The 19,541-nt window shown below is 43.0% G+C and carries 14 protein-coding genes; 12 read left to right on the top strand and 2 right to left on the bottom strand.

Going from position 1 to position 19,541, the window contains the following annotated elements:
• The first annotated feature begins 47 nt into the window (after window positions 1-47).
• The 11 genes from BAE46_RS11690 to BAE46_RS11640 all read left to right on the top strand — a co-directional run bounded on the left by BAE46_RS11690 (window position 48) and on the right by BAE46_RS11640 (window position 16,232).
• Complete coding sequence (locus BAE46_RS11690; protein WP_006006028.1) at window positions 48-2,945, top strand: coiled-coil domain-containing protein; 2,898 nt, start codon at window positions 48-50, stop codon at window positions 2,943-2,945.
• A 2-nt stretch (window positions 2,946-2,947) separates the two neighbouring features.
• A complete protein-coding gene (locus tag BAE46_RS11685; RefSeq protein WP_006006026.1) occupies window positions 2,948-4,435 on the top strand; it encodes a hypothetical protein in 1,488 nt (495 codons plus the stop codon).
• Window positions 4,428-5,066 carry a condensin complex protein MksE gene (locus tag BAE46_RS11680; RefSeq protein WP_006006023.1) on the top strand — a complete coding sequence of 213 codons (639 nt, stop codon included), beginning with the start codon at window positions 4,428-4,430 and terminating at the stop codon, window positions 5,064-5,066. The genes BAE46_RS11685 and BAE46_RS11680 overlap by 8 nt, the downstream gene beginning before the upstream one ends.
• Window positions 5,067-5,117: 51 nt before the next feature.
• Complete coding sequence (locus BAE46_RS11675; RefSeq protein ID WP_006006021.1) at window positions 5,118-6,260, top strand: exonuclease SbcCD subunit D; 1,143 nt, start codon at window positions 5,118-5,120, stop codon at window positions 6,258-6,260.
• A complete protein-coding gene (locus BAE46_RS11670) occupies window positions 6,257-9,316 on the top strand; it encodes an AAA family ATPase (protein ID WP_070112912.1) in 3,060 nt (1,019 codons plus the stop codon). Before BAE46_RS11675 ends, BAE46_RS11670 begins: the two co-directional genes overlap by 4 nt.
• Before the next feature lie 542 nt (window positions 9,317-9,858).
• Window positions 9,859-10,755: a bacteriorhodopsin-like gene (locus BAE46_RS11665; protein WP_238528966.1), complete on the top strand. Its 897-nt coding sequence runs from the start codon at window positions 9,859-9,861 to the stop codon at window positions 10,753-10,755.
• Window positions 10,756-10,838: 83 nt separating this feature from the next.
• The gene (locus tag BAE46_RS11660; RefSeq protein WP_006006013.1) at window positions 10,839-11,696 is read left to right on the top strand and encodes a polyprenyl synthetase family protein; all 858 of its coding nucleotides are present in this window, start codon (window positions 10,839-10,841) and stop codon (window positions 11,694-11,696) included.
• Window positions 11,689-13,164: a phytoene desaturase family protein gene (crtI, locus tag BAE46_RS11655; RefSeq protein ID WP_006006011.1), complete on the top strand. Its 1,476-nt coding sequence runs from the start codon at window positions 11,689-11,691 to the stop codon at window positions 13,162-13,164. The genes BAE46_RS11660 and crtI overlap by 8 nt, the downstream gene beginning before the upstream one ends.
• 3 nt (window positions 13,165-13,167) lie before the next feature.
• Window positions 13,168-14,094: a phytoene/squalene synthase family protein gene (locus tag BAE46_RS11650; protein WP_006006009.1), complete on the top strand. Its 927-nt coding sequence runs from the start codon at window positions 13,168-13,170 to the stop codon at window positions 14,092-14,094.
• Complete coding sequence (locus BAE46_RS11645; RefSeq protein WP_070112910.1) at window positions 14,091-15,287, top strand: lycopene cyclase family protein; 1,197 nt, start codon at window positions 14,091-14,093, stop codon at window positions 15,285-15,287. Before BAE46_RS11650 ends, BAE46_RS11645 begins: the two co-directional genes overlap by 4 nt.
• Before the next feature lie 51 nt (window positions 15,288-15,338).
• A complete protein-coding gene (locus tag BAE46_RS11640) occupies window positions 15,339-16,232 on the top strand; it encodes a Brp/Blh family beta-carotene 15,15'-dioxygenase (RefSeq protein ID WP_006006005.1) in 894 nt (297 codons plus the stop codon).
• Between the two features lie 8 nt (window positions 16,233-16,240).
• On the opposite strand, the gene idi is transcribed toward BAE46_RS11640, so the two are convergent.
• Window positions 16,241-16,804, bottom strand: coding sequence for an isopentenyl-diphosphate Delta-isomerase (gene idi, locus BAE46_RS11635; RefSeq protein ID WP_070112908.1), 564 nt, complete (start codon window positions 16,802-16,804; stop codon window positions 16,241-16,243).
• 338 nt (window positions 16,805-17,142) lie between these two features.
• Here idi and BAE46_RS11630 point away from each other — a divergent pair, with 338 nt between their 5' ends.
• A complete protein-coding gene (locus tag BAE46_RS11630) occupies window positions 17,143-17,499 on the top strand; it encodes a c-type cytochrome (RefSeq protein WP_238528970.1) in 357 nt (118 codons plus the stop codon).
• A gap of 11 nt (window positions 17,500-17,510) precedes the next feature.
• Here BAE46_RS11630 and rep read toward each other — a convergent pair whose 3' ends face one another.
• Window positions 17,511-19,529 carry a DNA helicase Rep gene (rep, locus tag BAE46_RS11625; protein WP_006005999.1) on the bottom strand — a complete coding sequence of 673 codons (2,019 nt, stop codon included), beginning with the start codon at window positions 19,527-19,529 and terminating at the stop codon, window positions 17,511-17,513.
• Between the last annotated feature and the right edge of the window lie 12 nt (window positions 19,530-19,541).

The following is a 19,541-nucleotide window of genomic DNA, read 5'->3' as shown; positions in this document are numbered from 1 at the left end:
CGGATCAAAACGTAATATAGACTCCCACAAACAGGAAAGGAACATTCATGAGCAAGCTGTTTATTGGCGTGAAACGTATCATTGCCGTAGATTCAAGTGAATTTGCCTACGCCGAGCTCGACGTAGACGCTCACTGTATGCTGGTTGCAGAGGGAAATGTGGGTAAATCTAGCTTAATTAACGCTATTAGGCTGTTCTTTTTGCCAGAGTGTTCTATGGCTAAGCAAGCCATTAACTTTGGTTTTTGCGACAGCAACGGTGATACTTACGCGTCTGAAACAACTTTTAATCACTACTTTCCCAGTAAGTTTAGCTTTCTTATATTAGAGTATGAAAAACGCGTATACGACGGCCCGCACTGCTGCCAAATTTTAAGCGCTGCCAACAATGGCCGCTTAAAGTTTGAACGTATGTTCACCCAACTCCCTTTTGACAAACTGCGCCATTTGTTTTGGCAGCAAGGTAATGACCCCGACGGTATTGGTGAGCGCGTGAGCAATTTAAGCAAGCAGCGAGTATACGATTATATTCAAACCCATGACAATACCTGCGTACTGGCTAAAGAGCCCTCAAAAGTGGCGGCTTTGCTATATGAAAGCGATTTACAGTCGACCCGCTACACCCTATTTCCACTGAAGAACCAAGAGCCACAAACGATTAACTCACTGCGCGCGCTAATAAAGCTTTTGTTTGTTGCCTCAAGTAAGAATAGAAGGCCTTTTACCGATGCTATTGCGAATATTATTGAAGGCAGTAAAAAAAGTACCCAAGACCATTTGCGCTTTAGTATTTCTGAGTTTAAAGAACAGCACGAAAACTTAAAAGCGCAAGAACTGCAGCTAACCGCGGTTGTGAATCAAACATCACTTTACGATAAGCTACTAAAGCACAAAGCCAGTTTTGAAGAATACTTGACCGCGCTTGAACAAGTGAAACCGTCTATTGCATGGCTTAACGCCAGTAGCGCAAACTTAAGTATAGAGCTACAAGAGCTCGCTAGCAAAAATACCCTTGCCAAAGACAAACACGATAAACAGCAGCGGGTGCTGTCTGAGCTTAAAGAGAAAACCGCGCTAGAAAAACGCGCCTTAAAAGAAAAAGAAAAGGAACAAAAGCAGCATCAGGAGACACTGGATAGCTTTCGCCGCCTGCAAACCGAATATTCAGGGCAAACAAGTGAAGTCATACAGGCGTTCCTGCAAGACGATTTAGACGAAAAAGAAACGCAGCTAGGGGTGCAAACAGGTAATATTAGCCGCGCCGAAGCTCTGTCGAAACTCGAAGTTAAATTAGATATTCTCAAAAGCGAGCAGGCAAATTTTCAGCACGCTATTAACAATAAGCAGTTTGACTTAGAACAACAGATACCAAAAAAGCAGCTAGACTGGCTGCACAGCGTTAACCCATCGCTTGCTAATGCTAACGCAGGCCAAGCGCTTTCACAATCTCAGCAAGAAGCACTGCTAGGTTTTGCAGCACTGTTTGATACACAGGCAAGTCACTATCAGTTTTTCGACACGAAACTGCAGTTTAGGCCTTACAGCAAGACTAATCATAAAGCCCTACTTGAAAAAAACCTGCAGGAAATTCAAGCTTTAGAAAAGCAGAAGAACAACATTGACTCGCAGCAAGGCAATGCTTTGCACGCACAGCAATCCTTAAAACAGCTTCAGCGTGATATTGCACTGGCCCAAAACGATATTCAGGTCTTGGAAAACGTGCACTACGCCAGCAAGCGCAGCGACATTTTGTTAGGCGAAATAGACACTGCGCAAATCAATATAACAGCCTTTGACAAGACTACAGATAGCACGCAGCGCACATTAATAGATGCGACCACTCGCCAATTTAAAACGAAAAGCGACTATGACGACTGCCAACAGGGTATCACCCAAAACAAGCACTACTCACAGCAATTAACCCGCTTTACTAATCTTCACAGCAAATGGCTTAACATGCTTGATGACAACATAGAATTTGCTGGCTATTTAAACGACGACCATATTCAAATGTTCTCGCAATGCGCTCGTAATTTAGAGCAGCTACAATTTGACCTTATAAGTGGACTGCGCGATTTTATCGATCGCAAAATTATATCAGACAAACACGGCATAAAAGACGACACCCCGTTTTGGCCTGAAATAGTCGCCTGCTTTGACGATATTGGCGAAGTGTACGCCAATATCGACACCCAGCGAGAATTGCTAGGCAAGCAAATAGAAGAGCACAACCAAACCATCGGCAATAAAAAAGAAATTATTGTGCAAAACTACCGTGTGATTAAATCTTTTGAAAAAGATATTAATCAGGCCTTTGGCGGACTGAGCATTAACAATGTGGCGTCGGTAGAATTTGAAGTCGGTATAAACAAACAGTTTGAAACCTTGGTAAACGAGTTTGCTGAAACCAATTTATACAGCAGGCAAATGCAGTCTGATGATTTTTACGTGCGCTTAGTGGCCTTCGCCGAGCGCTTTTTCGATCAAGACGACAACTTTACCTTAACCATGAGCCAGGTAATAGAATCGTTCGAACCACGCGTTCAGATAAGCGGTAAAGCCGGTAAAGAAGATAAAAAGCAAAGCAATTCAACCAACGCCTTAATCAAAATTAAGCTAGTACAACTGCTACTTAAACGCCTAATTGACCATAACTGCGAAACCTCATTCCCCATTGTACACGATGAAATAGCCAATATAGACATAGGCCAGTTTGATTGGTGGTTGGCCGATTTAGCGCAAAACGGGTTTAATTTAATGGCCGCAGGCACGCACTCTACCAGCCCTGAATTACAGGCTAAAATAGGCAGAAGGCATGTTATGGACGCGCTGATTACCGCGCTACCTTATCATAACGAACGCCATCGTGTTTATTGGCAGGGCAGCGAGGAGTTTACACATAGCTTTGCAGGTGAAACCAATCAAGCACAAGAAAAGCTGATATAAATATGAAAGTAAGTACTTACAAGGGCAGTGTTGACTACAAGGCATTAGGCACAGTAGAAACGTTGAACGTGCTGCTTGAGCACCGTAAAATAATGTCGCAGTGCATTAGAGAGATGGACGCTGCCGCCATTAATTATATTCCCGAGTACGCTATCTTCACACGGGTCAAAAAATACACCGAAGATGTTAAGTCAGATACCCGAAAGCGCATAAACATCGCTTTTTCAACGAGTAATTTGCTGCAGGCACATATTGTGATGGACGTTGACAATAGCCAAGGCGAGAATAGGTTATATTTTCAAGATTCCGTACTTGCAGTAGTGAGACTGTGCGACGTCTCTCTATTTAAGAAACTCACTGATATACAGCTTAAAACCCATCTTCAAATACTTAATAAAGCACATCTGGGCATAGTAAGCGGTCACTATAATTTTGTAGACGACGATGATGATTTTGCTGAGTTCATTGATAACTTGTTTTTGCACATAGGCAGGTTGCTCAGCGATGTGCGTCAAAATATCGTTAAAATGCAGTCACTCAGTAAAGACTTAGAGGCCTTAACGTCCTCTAGTGCAAAAAGTAGCCTAACAAGCGCACAGTATGTAGAAGCTAAACAGCAGTGGCTGCAGCAAATAGTGAAGCTTTATGAGCGCCACATTATGCCGCTGCTGGTATTCCTAAATCCTGATACCACTTATCAAGACTTTGAAGGCCTGCATGGCGTTGTTTCAAAAATTCATGATGCTTTGCTTGCGCACAACAAAACTCAGATAGCGAATAATATTCAAAGCTATGCCTTGAGTTTTTTAAACTACTATCAGCCTATTGAGGCCACCGCCAGTACCATAAACCGCTTTATTCATAAGGAGCGTGATAGCATAAAGCGCTTTAACGCTATTGAGCATTTTTATCAGAATAAGCTAGTGCCAGAACTGCAAAGCACCCTAAGCGACAATTTAAACAAGCGTAGAATAGGCAGCGCAGCGATTATCTTACCTTCCTTTTCACCTAATATACTGGCGTTTGTGCGGCCCATTGGCTATGGTTTTAACGATTCCCCCGCTTACTTTAAAAATTTATTTAACGAACTTCAAGGGCGCACGCTAGATGTGTCCCATTTTAATGAGTTGTTAGGGGTTTTAGGAAAAGCGAGTACTAACCAACGTGCATTGCAGAGAATGCAAAGGCATAAGCGCCTGGTAGATGTATTAGAAAAGGTAACGCTGCGCGACACAGACGACTTAGTGAATATGCTGCACATGCGCCTGCAAGACAAGTTTAACGATTATCATTTGTATGACTTAATCTCAAGCATAGGTTTTATAAAAGGCAGTAGGCGCGGTTTCACAATAAAGCATACCAATTTATTTGGCTGGGTTAGCCATAACACTATAAAAGACACCTCTCAAATGCACGAAAACTATCGCTATCGTAAAGTTCGCTGTATTGCCAATCAATCACCGCTAAAGGCGCAAGACCCACATGACTGACAGCAACCAACATAATGACAGTGCTAACGCGACAAACAAGCCCGCTAGTCACGTGAATACAGCACACGGCGCCATGGATGAACTCAACCACAACATTAGCGCACGCATCTACCAGCGTTTTACCCAAGGTAGAGTTATCACCAAATTAAGCTATAACAAGTTGAAATCACAGCATGTTGAAGACAAAGACTACACGTATCTATTCAGATACGTAGACGCCTTCACCCTGCTGTACAAATTGATTGGCAAAGAGCTTGAATATAACGCGAAGGGTGAATTTTTTTACATCAACAACTTTGCTGACAGCGAAATTGACGAAGCCGATGAACACGCGCTAAGAACCCAATCCATATTGCTTATTTTAGGGCGTTACTTTGAAATGAGTGGCCGCAACATCGATAGCTTAAGCCTCGATTCATTAGGCTTCAATAACAAAGACATTGAAGCCCTTGGTGAAAGCGACGAATACAAAAGCATTTGCAGAGCCTTAAAATTCGCCAATTGGCAAAAAGCCATAGAGTATTTGGTCAACCGCGGTTTTGCCTTTGATACCAGCAGCAATCATTACTTTTTATCATCCGCGGGCAAAACGTTCTTAGACGCGGTCATTCAGGCGCACGAAAACCTGTAGCACTGCCCTTTATCTGTAAACAGGCTAAGCGCAAAAAAGGACAAAAAACACATGAAGTTTATTCATACCTCCGACTGGCACATAGGCCGTCAATTTCACAATGTGTCTTTACTTGAAGACCAGCGCCATGTGCTAAACCAGTTGCTAGATTACATCAAAACAGAAAAAGTAGACGCGGTGATCATAGCGGGCGATATTTACGACCGCTCTATACCGCCAGCAAGTGCCGTTGATTTACTTGACCAAGTGCTCACCGCAATAACCATGGATTTGGGCGTCCCCGTCATTCTTATTCCGGGTAACCACGACAGTGCCCAGCGCGTGCGCTTTGGCTCCAGGCAGCTAAAAAAATCAGGCTTACATATAATGGGGGATTTATCGGCAATTACAGAGCCTGTAGTAATTGCGTCGTCAACCGGTGACGTTGCTTTTTACGGTATTCCTTATACCGATCCTGAAACGGTGCGTAACGTGTGGAGCGAAGATGTAAAAAGCTTTGACGAAGCGCACACTTTTTTAGTCAATAAAATTAGCAAGGCCACCCTAGCTAATCAAGCAAATGTGTTAATTAGCCACTGTTTTATAGACGGCGCGCAAACATCAGACTCAGAAAGGCCCCTTTCTATTGGCGGCTCTGACCGAGTAAGTTATCAACCCTGTGAAGATTTTAACTATGTAGCGCTTGGCCACCTGCATGCGCCGCAGCAAAAAGGCGCCCCGCATATTCGATATTCAGGCTCTATTTTAAAATATAGCTTTTCTGAACAGCATCAGAAAAAAGGCATAACCTTAGTCGAACTAGACAAAGACGGCAGAGCCTCATTTACCCACCTGCCATTAGCGCCGCTGCGAAATATGCGCGTTATTGAAGGGGAATTTGCCACTATTATTGAACAAGGTAAATTAGACCCTCACAAGCAAGATTATGTGCTGATAAGAATGACCGATCGCCATGCCATACTAGAGCCCATGGCAAAGCTGCGTGAGGTATATCCAAATGTGCTGATGCTAGAAAAACCCGGCATGTTAATAACAGGCGATCAGGCAATGAACCGCGAAAAGCTCAAGCGAGGCGAACTAGAGATGTTTAGCGATTTTTTTGAACAGGTGTCAGGCCAAGCAATGAGCACAGATCAACAAAAGGCGGTAAAAGAAACCATCGTTTCGCTTATCAAACAGGAACAGCAAGCATGACGCCGCTTAAACTACGCCTGCAAGCCTTTGGACCGTTTGCTGGCAAAGAAGAGATTGATTTTACCGCTTTAGGCAGCAACCCGCTGTTCTTGATCAACGGCCCCACCGGCGCTGGTAAAAGCGCCATCTTAGACGCTATCTGCTTTGCCTTATATGGACAAACCGCAGGAGCAGATCGCGATCCCCAGCAAATGCGCTGCGATCACGCCAGTGAAGAGGTATTATGTGAAGTTAGTCTAGAATTTATGTTGGGCAATAAACGCTATGCTATTTGGCGATCTCCTATACAAGAACGCCCAAGAACCAGAGGTGAAGGCGTCACCATCAAAAGAGCTGAAGCTAAGCTTTGGTACTTAGACGGCTCTGATGAAGGCGTTTTATGGGTATCGAAAAGCGTTAACGACGCTACCAACCACATTAATACATTATTAGGCATTGGGGTTGAACAGTTCAGACAGGTCATGATATTGCCGCAGGATAAATTTCGTGAACTGTTAATGGCCGACTCAAAAGACCGAGAGAGCATTTTTAGCCAACTGTTCGAAACCCATATCTATAAGCAAATTGAAAACAAGCTCAAGGAACAAGCTTCAGGCATAAAACAGGCGGTCGAGCTTCATCAAAGCAAAGTGCGCGGCATATTAGAAGGTGCAAATCTAGACTGTCGTGAGCAGCTTAACATCGAAATTGAGAGCTTAATCCCTGCGCTTTTTCAGGCCAAATCTGAAAAAGATCAAGCGCATGGCGAAGTGCAAAAACAGCAAAGTGAAATAGATAAAGCCAAAACGATAAATCGGCAGTTTGATGAGTTAGACGCGAAGCGCACTGACTTGTCTTTAATAAATAAGCAAAATAATGATATTGAAGTAAAGAAAGCACTATTAAGCCAAGCACTTAGTGCACAAAAAATTTACCATTTATATACAAATAATGTGGAATGCCAGGCCGCCTATGTGAGTGCGAGTAAATATCATGAGCAAGCAAAATTAGCGGTTTCAAATGCGCGTTCTCAGCATAGACAAGCGTTAAGCAGGGTAGAAACAGCCAAATTAAATGCCGGTGCTCTAGATGATTTTAAAACGCAACAAATTGAATTAAAACGCTTTTCTCATCAGCTCACGAAACTTAGCGACAATAAAGAACGCGTAACAGGGGCAACAGCTAAGGTCGCAAGTAGCAGCCAAGCGCTTGAACAAAAAAAATGCAGCTTAGGTGCATTAGCCAGCGAGCTTCTCAAAAAAGAAGCACTCGTTATTTCACACACTCACACACTTGAACAAGTGACGCCGCTGCAGCAAGCTTTAGATAAACTCGCTCAAAAACATAACGAGCGCAGTATGCTAGATGCTATTTCAGCGGATATAGCAAAGTGCCTCAAACAGCAGCGCATTGACCAAGCTCAACTTGACAATCTCGCACAAGTATTTGAGAAGGCCTGCACTATTGCTACCCAAACAGAAATTGCTTGGCACATGGGCCAAGCCAGCTTATTGGCAAAAGAATTAAGCCATGACAAGCCCTGCCCGGTATGCGGCAGTAAAAATCACCCAAACCCAGCCCATGAAGACGACAGCAACATGTTGGTTTCTAAAGAACAAGTAGGCGAAGATCGTCAACGAGAAACTGTTTCTAGAGAGAATATGCAAGAGGCGAAAGACACGCTTGCTACCATAAGTAACAAGCTAGAAACGCAACAAAACAGATTTGCAGAACATTCACAGCAATTAGGCCAGTATGCACAAATGTCGCTTGCACAGCTTGAGCAGCAGCAAGCAGATATAAGCCGGAAGCTGGCGTCATTAACGAATCTGCAGCTGACAAAATCCAAGTTGAACAAACGCATAATACAAATTAAAGCGCAGCAGGCAAGCAGCACAGACGATCTGTTAGTGCTAGAAGCAAAAGCAAGTAACGACAACAATGCGATGATTGTGGCGCAAACAAGCGCGAATGAACTAGCCGCGCAAATTCCCAAGGAGCATCATGACGCCTGGCAGCTTTCACAAAGTTTACAACAGTTAAGCGCTACTATTGAGCAGCTCACAGTGCTGCTACGTGAAGCACAAACTGACCTGGCTAAGAAACAGTCAAGCTTTGATCAGGCAAGTGCCACCCAAAAGACACTGCTCAATGGGCTACATGGGCAAGAAATAAGAAGCAGCAAAGTAGCCAGTGATTGGCAGCAGGCATTGTTTAACAGCGAATTTAGCGATACCAAGCATTTTATGCAAGCGCAAGCGGATGAAAGCCAGCAGCACGCCTTAAAGCAAGCCATTGCTAGCTACCAAACTGAACTAGACAGCTTAAACGCGATTGTAAAGCAACTTTGGCAAAGACTCAGTAATAAACAACGAAGCGATGTGAGCAGTATTGAGCAAGGGTTAAACGCAAATACTAAAATATCTGCAGAAAAAGACAAAATATGGCGCGACTTAGAGGCTCGCTATATTAGCTTAGTCAATGTGAGTGACAAGCTGGTAAAAGCAGAGACCCAAAACGAAACGCTTAACCAACAATATTCGGTAATAGGCACCTTAAGCGAAGTTGCAAATGGCAACACAGGCAATAAAGTTAGTTTACAGCGATTTGTGCTTAGCGTACTTCTTGACGATGTGCTTATACAAGCATCACAGCGTTTACATATTATGAGCAAAGGGCGATATCAGCTTATTCGCAAAGAAGACCGTGCAAAAGGCAATAAAGCGTCTGGGCTAGAGCTTGAGGTGCATGATGGTAACACAGGCAAGCCACGTTCGGTGGCCACACTTTCGGGCGGAGAGTCATTTATGGCGGCACTGTCGTTAGCTTTAGGCTTGTCGGATGTAGTGCAGTCTTACGCAGGAGGCATACACCTTGACACACTATTTATTGATGAAGGTTTTGGCAGTCTAGATAGTGACTCCTTAGATGCTGCAATCAGAGTCCTTGTTGATCTTCAAGCCAGCGGGCGCATGATAGGGATAATATCGCATGTAACTGAGTTAAAGGAGCAGATGGCGAAGCGCATAGACGTTCACAGCAGTCGAGTTGGCAGTAGTATTAGCACAATTGCATAGTGGCGCTTAACCATATGTAAATTAAAAAGGTCAGCTTTAACGAAAGTGGCAGTAGCCACTAAGCCTAGCATCACTATCAATTTATTTAATTTCGTATGGTAATATTCTTATGAACATAGATTAATCGGAAAAGAGCATATTGTAATGTTTTCTAATGCTGTGAAAGCTAAAATCGTGCCAAGACTTTTAAACTACTGATCCATCTAAGAATACAGACCCAATTACTTTAAAATTTTAAATCGATTATAAAAAAACCTACACCCTTTCACTTAGAAATACGGTGATACACACTAATTTCGCAAAATCTTACTAAATTAACTGCTTAAAATATGATTGAAATATGCTTGATTATCAAACGTTACGCAAAGGTTACAAAAACGTAATGAAAATGTTTTATTCACTTGCAAACCTGAAAGCATCTGATTCCATTGGCCTGAAGCACTAAGTGTAATTTTTACTTTACATTATCTTCACGTCCTCAGCACCGAAAGAAGTGTACAAACACAACTAGTCACAGTAAAAAGGAGGGGTAAGGAAGTCCGATGTCGGATTACCCTTCAATCCATGTACATTTTAAAACACGTTTCACGAAGGACTACATAGAGAAAATTATGATGATAAAAAACGCTTACAAAAAGACAAAAGGCTTTTCGTTAAGCCAAGTCAGCGTTAAATTAAAATTAATCGTAACAGGATTATTTTTATTAACGTTTGCTGGTTTTGCAAATGCCGCAGCAGGCTTAGCTCAAGATGATTTCGTAGGTATTTCATTTTGGATAATTTCAATGGCTTTAATGGCTTCTACCGTGTTTTTCCTTTGGGAAACACAAGGCGTAACCGCAAAATGGAAAACGTCATTGGTCGTTTCAGCTTTAGTAACATTCATTGCGGCAGTGCATTATTTCTACATGCGCGACGTGTGGGTGGCAACAGGTGAGTCACCAACTGTATTTAGATATATAGACTGGTTATTAACCGTTCCGTTACTAATGATTGAATTTTACTTAATTCTACGCGCTATCGGCGTAGCATCTATTGGTATTTTCTGGCGCTTATTGATAGGTACTTTGGTCATGTTAATTCCAGGGTATTTAGGCGAATCTGGTTACATCAATATTTGGGTAGGTTTCGTAATTGGTATGCTAGGATGGTTCTACATCCTGTATGAAATATTCTACGGCGAAGCAGGCAAAGCAGCTGAAACACAAGCCACTCCGGCAGTTAAGTACGCATACAAAGCTATGTGCTGGATTGTAACCGTTGGTTGGGCTATTTACCCAATTGGTTATGTTGCAGGATACACGGGCGTAGGCAGTTCTGAAGCGCTTAACATTATTTATAACTTTGCAGACTTAGTAAACAAAGTAGCGTTCGGCCTATTAATTTGGTACGCGGCGACTACTGAAAGTCAAGCAGAACCAGTAGCAAGTAAGGCATAAACTAAAGCACTACTTACTATGACACTAGTTTGCGACCTTATTTTGGGGTTGCAAACTCTATTTCTTAGGTTAGAGTGACAATAATGATACAAACTAATTCGCACCCTATACCGCAGTTACCTCTCTTACTCAATCAATGTGAAGAGGAAATGGTTTTTAGACTGCAACATAGCGCACCTAGCTTATTTCACTTAAACAGCGGTGGGAACAGGTCACGGGCAAAACTGTGTATTGATGCAGGCATTGCTTTAGAATTACCCATTAAGGCCATTATTGCTTTGGCCTGCAGTATTGAATTATTACATAACGCATCTTTAGTCCATGACGACTTACAGGACTGCGAAACTACTCGCAGAGGCCGACAGTCGGTGTGGAAAAAATACGGTAAGTCACATGCCATATGCACCGGTGACACAATGATATCGGCTGCCTATGGTACTCTTGCCGATATAGGCGCGCATCCCGCGCTATCATCGCTTCTACTACATATAAATGAAGCTGTTTCCATCACAATTCAAGGCCAATCGCGTGATATCGACGCAAGTAGCGACATAAGCGAGCAGCAGTATGAAGAAATCGCTGCAATGAAATCTGGCCCATTAATTCAATTAACGCTGGGTCTCCCTCTACTTATGTCAGGCCACGAACATCATGTGAATACGGCAAATAAAGCATTACATAAATTTGCGATTGCTTATCAAATTGTAGATGACCTGAACGATTGGCAGCAGGATTTGCAGCATAAGCATCTAAATTTAATAAATTTATTGGCAACGAAGTGTAGCGTCGCAGAAGCCATTAGCTTTGCGCGCAAGCGCGCACAATATCTGCTCATGCAGTGTGAGAGAGAACTTAAATTACTTCCTGCTAACTGTGCCAATTCGGTAATCAAAGCCTCACAAAAACTGTTAGTAAAAGCGAACGAAGGCACCTATGAGTAATAACGCTATTGTAATTGGCGGCGGTTTTGGGGGAATAGCGTCGGCCCTTAGACTGCGAGCCAAAGGCTACGAAGTTGTGTTAATTGACCAAAGAGAAAGACTTGGTGGCCGTGCTCAGCAATTTAACAAGGACGGGTTTATTTTTGACGCAGGACCAACCGTCGTTACCGCTCCTTTTCTGTTGGAAGAATTATTTTCACTGTTCGACAAAAAATTAGAAGACTACTTTGAGCTTGTCCCAGTAGAACCTTGGTATCGTTTCGTTTACCCCGATGGCAGTCACTTTGACTATGGCGGCACAATTGAAGAAACGCTGGCACGAATAGACGATATTGAACCCGAAGACAAGGCTGGCTACTTGGGTCTTTTGGCGCAGTCTGAGGCCATATTTGACGTTGGATTCACACAGCTTTCCGATAAACCCTTTCATAAAATTTCAACCATGCTCTCGCAAGTACCTGCGCTTATTAAGTTAAAATGTCATCGTACTGTGTATCAAATGGTAAGTGCTTATTTAAAGAGCGACAAGTTACGCCAAGCATTTTCGATACAGCCTTTGCTAGTCGGTGGTAATCCTTTTGCCACTACCAGCATTTATAGCTTAATTCATTTTTTAGAGCGCAAATGGGGCGTTCATTTCGCGATGGGCGGTACAGGCGCCATTATAAACGGCTTAGAAAAGCTGATGCTAGAACAAGGCATTGAAATAAAGCTCAATACTAGCGTAGACGACATAAGTATAGTCAATAATGTGGTCACTGGCGTTAATACAAATAATGGGACTTTTTTGTGCGATAAGTTGGTCTCAAATATAGATCCTAAGTTTCTATATCGTAATCTCATTCCTAAACAAAATCAGAGCATGAGCGCGCGCATAAAAACAAAACATGCAAAACTGTCTATGGGTTTATATGTCCTGCATTTTGGTACCACTAAGCAATATACCGATGTGGTACACCACACTATATGGCTTGGTAAACGGTATGAGGATTTATTAATCGATATTTTTGATAAGAAAGTGCTGGCCGATGATTTTTCTTTATATTTGCATCGTCCAACTGCGACAGATCCCAACATGGCTCCGCAAGGCTGTGATTCATTTTATGTACTAGCGCCGGTTCCTAATAATCTGTCTGGTATTAACTGGTCTGAAAAGCAGGATGAGTACGGTGATAAGATAATTGAGGCCTTAGAACGCAGTATAATGCCCGACTTATCTAAGCATATTGTGCATAGATTTGCAAAAACACCAGCTGATTTTGAGCAAGATTTCAGCAGCGTCGAAGGCAGTGGCTTCTCAATTGCGCCTTCATTTCAGCAGTCTGCTTGGTTTAGATTTCATAACAAAGCGGAAGGGCCAGAAAACTTATATTTATGTGGTGCCGGTACTCATCCGGGTGCTGGATTACCAGGTGTGTTATGTTCAGCAAAGGTGGTTGACAGACTCATTCCCGCTACAGGTATATAAACAATGGTAGATGATCCTACTGCGCTGCTAAAAAAGCATGGCAGGTCATTTAATTTTGCGCGGCTGTTTTTAGGAGCTGAAACAGGTATTGCAGCGGCGCGTTTATATCGATTTTGCCGCATTATCGATGACATAGCCGACGAAAACGAAGATAAAATAGAAGCTGAAATTCAGCTTGCAGAAATTAGAAGTTCAATAATACAAAATGAAAAAGACCACCCGTTAATTGGCGATTTTTTATTATTGTGCGAAGAACACAGTATAGATAGACAAAACGGCATCATACTCATTGAAGGCGTTAGCGAAGATTTTAGTCTGCAAGCCTTAGTAAATGAGCAAGAAGTAGTCCAATATGCCTACAAAGTCGCTGGTGTAGTGGGTTTAATGATGGCACCTATACTAGGCGCAGATCAGCAAGGCCAAAAGTTTGCGATCGATTTAGGCATAGGTATGCAGCTCACCAACATAGCAAGAGATGTTATGGAAGATGCACGCATGAATCGCCGCTATATTCCTGGCATTTGGGTGAATTCAATTACGGCCAAGCAAATTGCCGCGAATCAAGCCCAAGATCAAAAAAATATTCAAGACGCAATAGTACAACTCTTACACTTGGCCCAAGAATATTATCAAAGTGGTTTAGCCGGACTTTACTATTTACCTAAACGTAATCAAAGAGCGATTGCCGTTGCAGCGTACGTGTATAGAGAAATTGGTAAAAAGCTACTCCGGCAAAACTGTCGATACTGGAATGGCCGGGTAATTGTATCAACACCTAGAAAAGTAACTCTCGCTTGCCAAGCATTATGGGACTTAAGTGCGCGTAACATTGCTGACGGTCATATTAAGCATTCCCAAGAACTGCACAAACATCTTACAACCATCCCCCTTGCAAAGGCTAAAGCTTCGAAGCTGGCAATTAGCACATGAAAACTGCACTCGTCAGCCAACAGACAAGTGACTTAATTATCATTGGCGCAGGCGCTGCGGGGCTATCCTTATTACTTGCCCTTGACGATATAAATTACCCTCACTCAGTAACCGTGCTGGAGCGCAACAGCGGCCCTCTAAATGATCGCATTTGGAGTTTTTGGAGCACTGATACGCAAAACATCTCATTGGGTTTACTGAATGTTCCACGTTATATCGCATCAATTATCTCCCACAGATGGTCACATTGGAGCTTGTCAACGAGCCAAAGTAATTATGTGATGCGCAGCGATGTTTATCGCTATTGCTGCGTTAGATCTGATGACTTAAGCCGCCTTGCGCAAAAGAGAATAGATCAAAACCCACGTTTCAGGATAATCTATAACAGTGACGTAACATTAGTACGTACACAAGACAATATTTGTACATTGACAAGCAATGGCTTTGCAATAAACGCTCGCAAAGTTCTTGATACCCGACCACCGCCGATAGATAAAAATCATACCGGTTTACTGCAGTGTTTTTACGGCGAAGAAATTACGCTCAGCGAGGATTTTTTTGAGCCGTCTTGTGTGCAGCTCATGCATCAGCTAAAAAGCGCTGCACTAGGGATTGAGTTTGTGTATGTTTTACCCTTTAATACTAAGCAAGCGCTAATCGAATTTACCTGCTTTAGTTTGCATGCTATTAGCAAAGATACCTTAAAGTTACGCTTGCATGGGGCTATAAAAGAGTTGCTTAAACAACGTAAATATACGGTAGAACGTTCAGAAAATGCGGTGTTACCTATGTATTTATTAAACCAGAACCATCATAAAAAGAACGAAAATATTTGCTATGGCGGCATAGCGGGCGGTGCTATGCGAGCATCCACCGGCTACAGCTTTCTCAACTCTCAGGGCTGGGCGACACAGTGCGCAAGGGAACTTATGGGCTTTAATAGGTTCTCCCCAACCGCCCCCATCAAACGAGTCTATTGTGTAGTGGACATGATCATGCTAAAAGTCCTGCGTGACAACATGTCTATTGGGGTAAGCATATTCGAACTTATGTTCAAAAAAGTAAAGCCAGCAAGGTTTGTGCGCTTTATGACTCAGCAGGCTACCATTGTAGATTTCATCAGTGTCATTTGGGCAATGCCTAAAAAACCTTTCTTGATAGCTGCTTGTAAGTTATTAATTAACAAAAAATAATAGTGCAAAAGCGCTAGCATCAATTCCAAAGAGCCAAAGGCATTTAAACCAGTGACAAAACTACGCTACACTCAAATTTACATTGGCACCTTGCTAATATTTGCGCTGTTAGTGGCAGCAAATTTTTCGCTCCCAGAGCAGTATTTAATTATTGGCTTAGCCGCAGCGGTAACTATATTAGGCCTACCACATGGCGCTTTAGACTTTGCCGTTGCAAAGTCGTTGAATTTGGTGCATAGCGTAAAGTCTGGCATCTTTTTTATTAGCGCATACACCACTATTGCCGTCCTTTCGATTTTATTCTGGCTCGGCTTTCCCGCAAGCGCATTAGTACTATTTCTATGTGTATCTATTTTTCACTTTTCGGCAGACTGGCGCACTTCAATGCCAAAGTACGCCGGTATGTGCTTAGCGGCTATTGTAATTTGCGGGCCTGCTGTTATTTATTCAGATGTTGTCACGAGCTTGTTTACTGCACTACTACTTAGTGTTGACGCAGCAAACCTTGTCATGCAGGGCATGCGCTTATTATTCTTTGCTACACTGGCCGTGTTCTTATATTTTTTAGCTAAGCTAGTAATGTCAAGGAAAGCCAAGGGTAAGTGGCGTCTGGCAGAATGGATCTGCCTGATTATGAGTAGCTTAGTACTGACCCCCTTACTGCATTTTTCACTTTATTTTTGTTTGCTTCACTCGCCTAAGCATCTGCATGATGTGAGCGCTAAACTCAATATTGATATAAGTAGGGCGGTTTTACTCAGTATACCATTTGTATTAGCAACCATGTTTATCGCCTTAGGCGTGTATTATGGGGTATCGCAATATAGGGGTGGGCTTAGTATAAATACAGTCATTTTGCGCTGGGTTTTCATCGGTCTATTTGGGTTAACCATGTCACACATGATACTAATAAGCGTATGGCATCGCCACGAAAAGGCTGCGTAATCAACTAGTCAAAGCTTGGGAATACTTAGTGAACGATCGTCTCTTATATAAGTAAATACCTCTTCAAACCAAGCCGTAAATACCTTGGGATTGTATTTTAGGGTCTTTATAATTTCATGCTCAGTCCACCAACGAACTTCCATGACTTCATCAGGATTTTGCCGCCACTCTATATTATCAACTTCAGCCACCACAATATTGTCAAACTCATGTTCAATCATATTGTTGTCAAGGCTATGGCGATAACAGATTTGTCCAATAATAGACAAACTCAACTTAGCCTTAATACCTAATTCTTCAGCAACCCGCCGCCGAGCAGCATCTTTAACAGTTTCGCGTGGAAGTGGATGGGAGCAACACGTATTTGCCCATAATCCTCCGCTATGATATTTATCAGCGGCTCGTCTTTGAAGAAGATACTCTACATAATCGCCTTGACGACGAATGATCATTAAAGAAAAAGCTAGGTGCAGATCACCACGCAAGTGAGCTTCAATCTTGTCCGCATATCCGGTAGTATTGCCATTGTTATCAACAAGGGTAACAAGGTTTACTGATTCATTTATATTCATATTATAAAAACTCAAAAAACGCTCACAAAGATCACCTCACGCGTTGACATCGTCTTTATTAGACAACAGCGCAAGTATCGCAATGGTCACAGTATTTCATCGCTCCACTTTTTACGGTCAAAATTATTGCCTTATGGCTTTTATGGCGCTGTAGCCACAGGAAATAAACGTAAACCTCACTGCCCAACTAAATTACCTAAATATAGCCAAACACGCAAGTAGGAGTTGTTAAGCATCTGTATGTGTTTATAATCGCGCAAGTTATATACTTCAATTATTCGGAGATTATCGTGAAGGTGAAAGCATTTATAGCAGTTATAGTGGCAAGTTGTTGTTTCATTGCCGTGAGTATTGCACAAGAAGACAACAGCGCGCTGTTGGAAAGAATAAAACCTGTTGGTAAATTACAAATTGCAGGGGCTGCGCCACCTCAAGCCGCAGTTGCAGCAGGACCACGCTCTGGCAAAGATATTTATGCAGGCGCATGTACTGCGTGCCATGCAATAGGCGTGCTTGGCGCACCTAAAACTCAGGTAAGCGCTGAGTGGCAGCCTCGCCTTGACGAAAAAGGCTTTGACCAGGTCTGGAAAAACGCAATTGATGGAATTGGTGCTATGCCGCCCATGGGCGCATGTGGCGACTGCACCGACGACGATATTAAAGCCGCTATTGAATATATGATTGAAGGTATATAAACGTCTAAGGTTTATCCTTCTAGTATTTTCTTCAAAGCCGCTATGCCCTTAGCGGTTTTTTCTTGGCGCACCTCTTCTGAATCTTGCTTTTTTTGCCACTCCCATTCAAGATCATCGGCGGGCAGCTCATACAAAAATCTAGACGGCGTTGGCTCAATACATTCACCGTACTGACGGCGTTCTTTTGCGATGGTAAAGTACAGCTGGCGCTGAGCGCGCGTTATTCCCACGTAAGCGAGCCGGCGTTCTTCGTCAACGTTGTCTTCGTCAATACTGCTTTGGTGCGGTAGCAAACCCTCTTCCATTCCCACCATAAACACATATGGGAACTCTAGGCCTTTGGATGCATGCAAAGTCATTAACTGAACTTGGTCGGCGTCGGCATCGTCTTCCCCGCGTTCCATCATGTCACGTAGGGTTAAGCGCTGAACTACTTCGGGCAAGCTCATGGATGCATTTAATGCATCGCCTTTTAACAAGTCTTGTACCCAGCCAAATAAGGTTGACACATTCTTCATAGCAATTTCAGCCGCTTTGGGGCTGGCCGATAGCGCGTACAAATATTCTTCATACTGCAAGGCCTTTATAAAGTCGCGCAGTACGCCTTGGGTGTCGCCTGTGGCGGCATTTTCGCTGGTGGTGGCAATGAGCTTGGCAAAATGCTGTACGCTTTGGCCTGCTTTGTCGCCTAACACAGCATTAATTTGAGGATGAACCATAGCATCAAAAAGACCGCAGCCGTTAAGATTGGCAAACTCGCCTATTTTAGCCAAGGTGACTCGGCCAATGCCTCTGCTTGGCGTATTGATTACGCGCAGTATTGCATTGTCATCGCTTTGATTGGTCAACACGCGCAAATAAGCCATGGTGTCTTTCACTTCAGGGCGTCCAAAAAATGATGTGCCGCCACTAATTTTATAGGGAATACGGTTTTTCATGAGGACTTTTTCAAACACGCGCGACTGATGATTCCCCCTATATAATATGGCATAGTCTTTGTAATGGGTGTTATTCATGAATTTTTGCGCCATTAGCTCGGCAGTAACCTTGTCAGCCTCATGTTCTTCATTTTTAGCCACTAGCACCTTTAGCTTATCGCCTTGACCGAGCTCTGAAAACAGGCGCTTATCAAATAAATGCGGGTTGTTTTGAATAAGAATGTTGGCACTGTGCAGTATACGCTGACTACTTCTGTAGTTTTGCTCAAGCTTGACTAATTTAAGCTGCGGATAATGCTCTTTTAGCAGACTTAAGTTTTTAGGCTGCGCACCACGCCATGAATAAATAGACTGGTCGTCATCGCCTACCACGGTGAACCTAGCGCGCTCACCCACCAACAGTCGTACCAGTTGATACTGGCTGGTATTGGTATCTTGGTATTCGTCGACTAACAAATAGCGAATGGTATTTTGCCATTTCTCTCGAATGGTTTGATGTTGCTGAAGGAGTACCGTAGGTAATAAAATTAGGTCGTCAAAATCAAGCGCATTATACGCGAGCATGTGGCGCGCGTATTCTTGATAATACTTAGCGTGCTCACTCTCTATACCCGTGCTTTTTTCATACATTTGCATCGCGTTTAAGGGCATTATAAGCTCGTTTTTCCAATTCGAAATACTGCGCTGCAGGTGTTTAAGCGCTTCTTTGTCGCCTGCATACTCATCATGCGTTAAATCGTTTAACAGCGCGTAGCTGTCTTTATCGTCAAATAAGGAAAACCCTGCTTTGTAGCCCAAGGTAGTAACATGCTTTTTAATGATATTGAGGCCCATGGTGTGAAAGGTAGACACCTTCAGCCCGCGCGACTCTTTTTTGCCAAGAGTGTGCGACACCCGCTCCTTCATTTCCCGCGCCGCTTTATTAGTAAAGGTAACCGCGGCTATTTGACTAGGCTTGTACTTGCACACGTTCACCAAGTAGGCAATTTTGTGGGTAATTACCCTGGTTTTACCGCTGCCGGCACCAGCAAGTACCAAACATGGTCCGCTAATATATTCTACCGCTGCCTGCTGGGCTGGGTTTAATCGCATGAAAATTTACAC

It is taken from the genome of Glaciecola punicea, assembly GCF_001756615.1.
GTDB lineage: Bacteria > Pseudomonadota > Gammaproteobacteria > Enterobacterales > Alteromonadaceae > Glaciecola > Glaciecola punicea.
The sequence above is the reverse complement of the archived record's forward strand: the minus strand, read 5'-3'. Positions and strand labels throughout refer to the sequence as shown.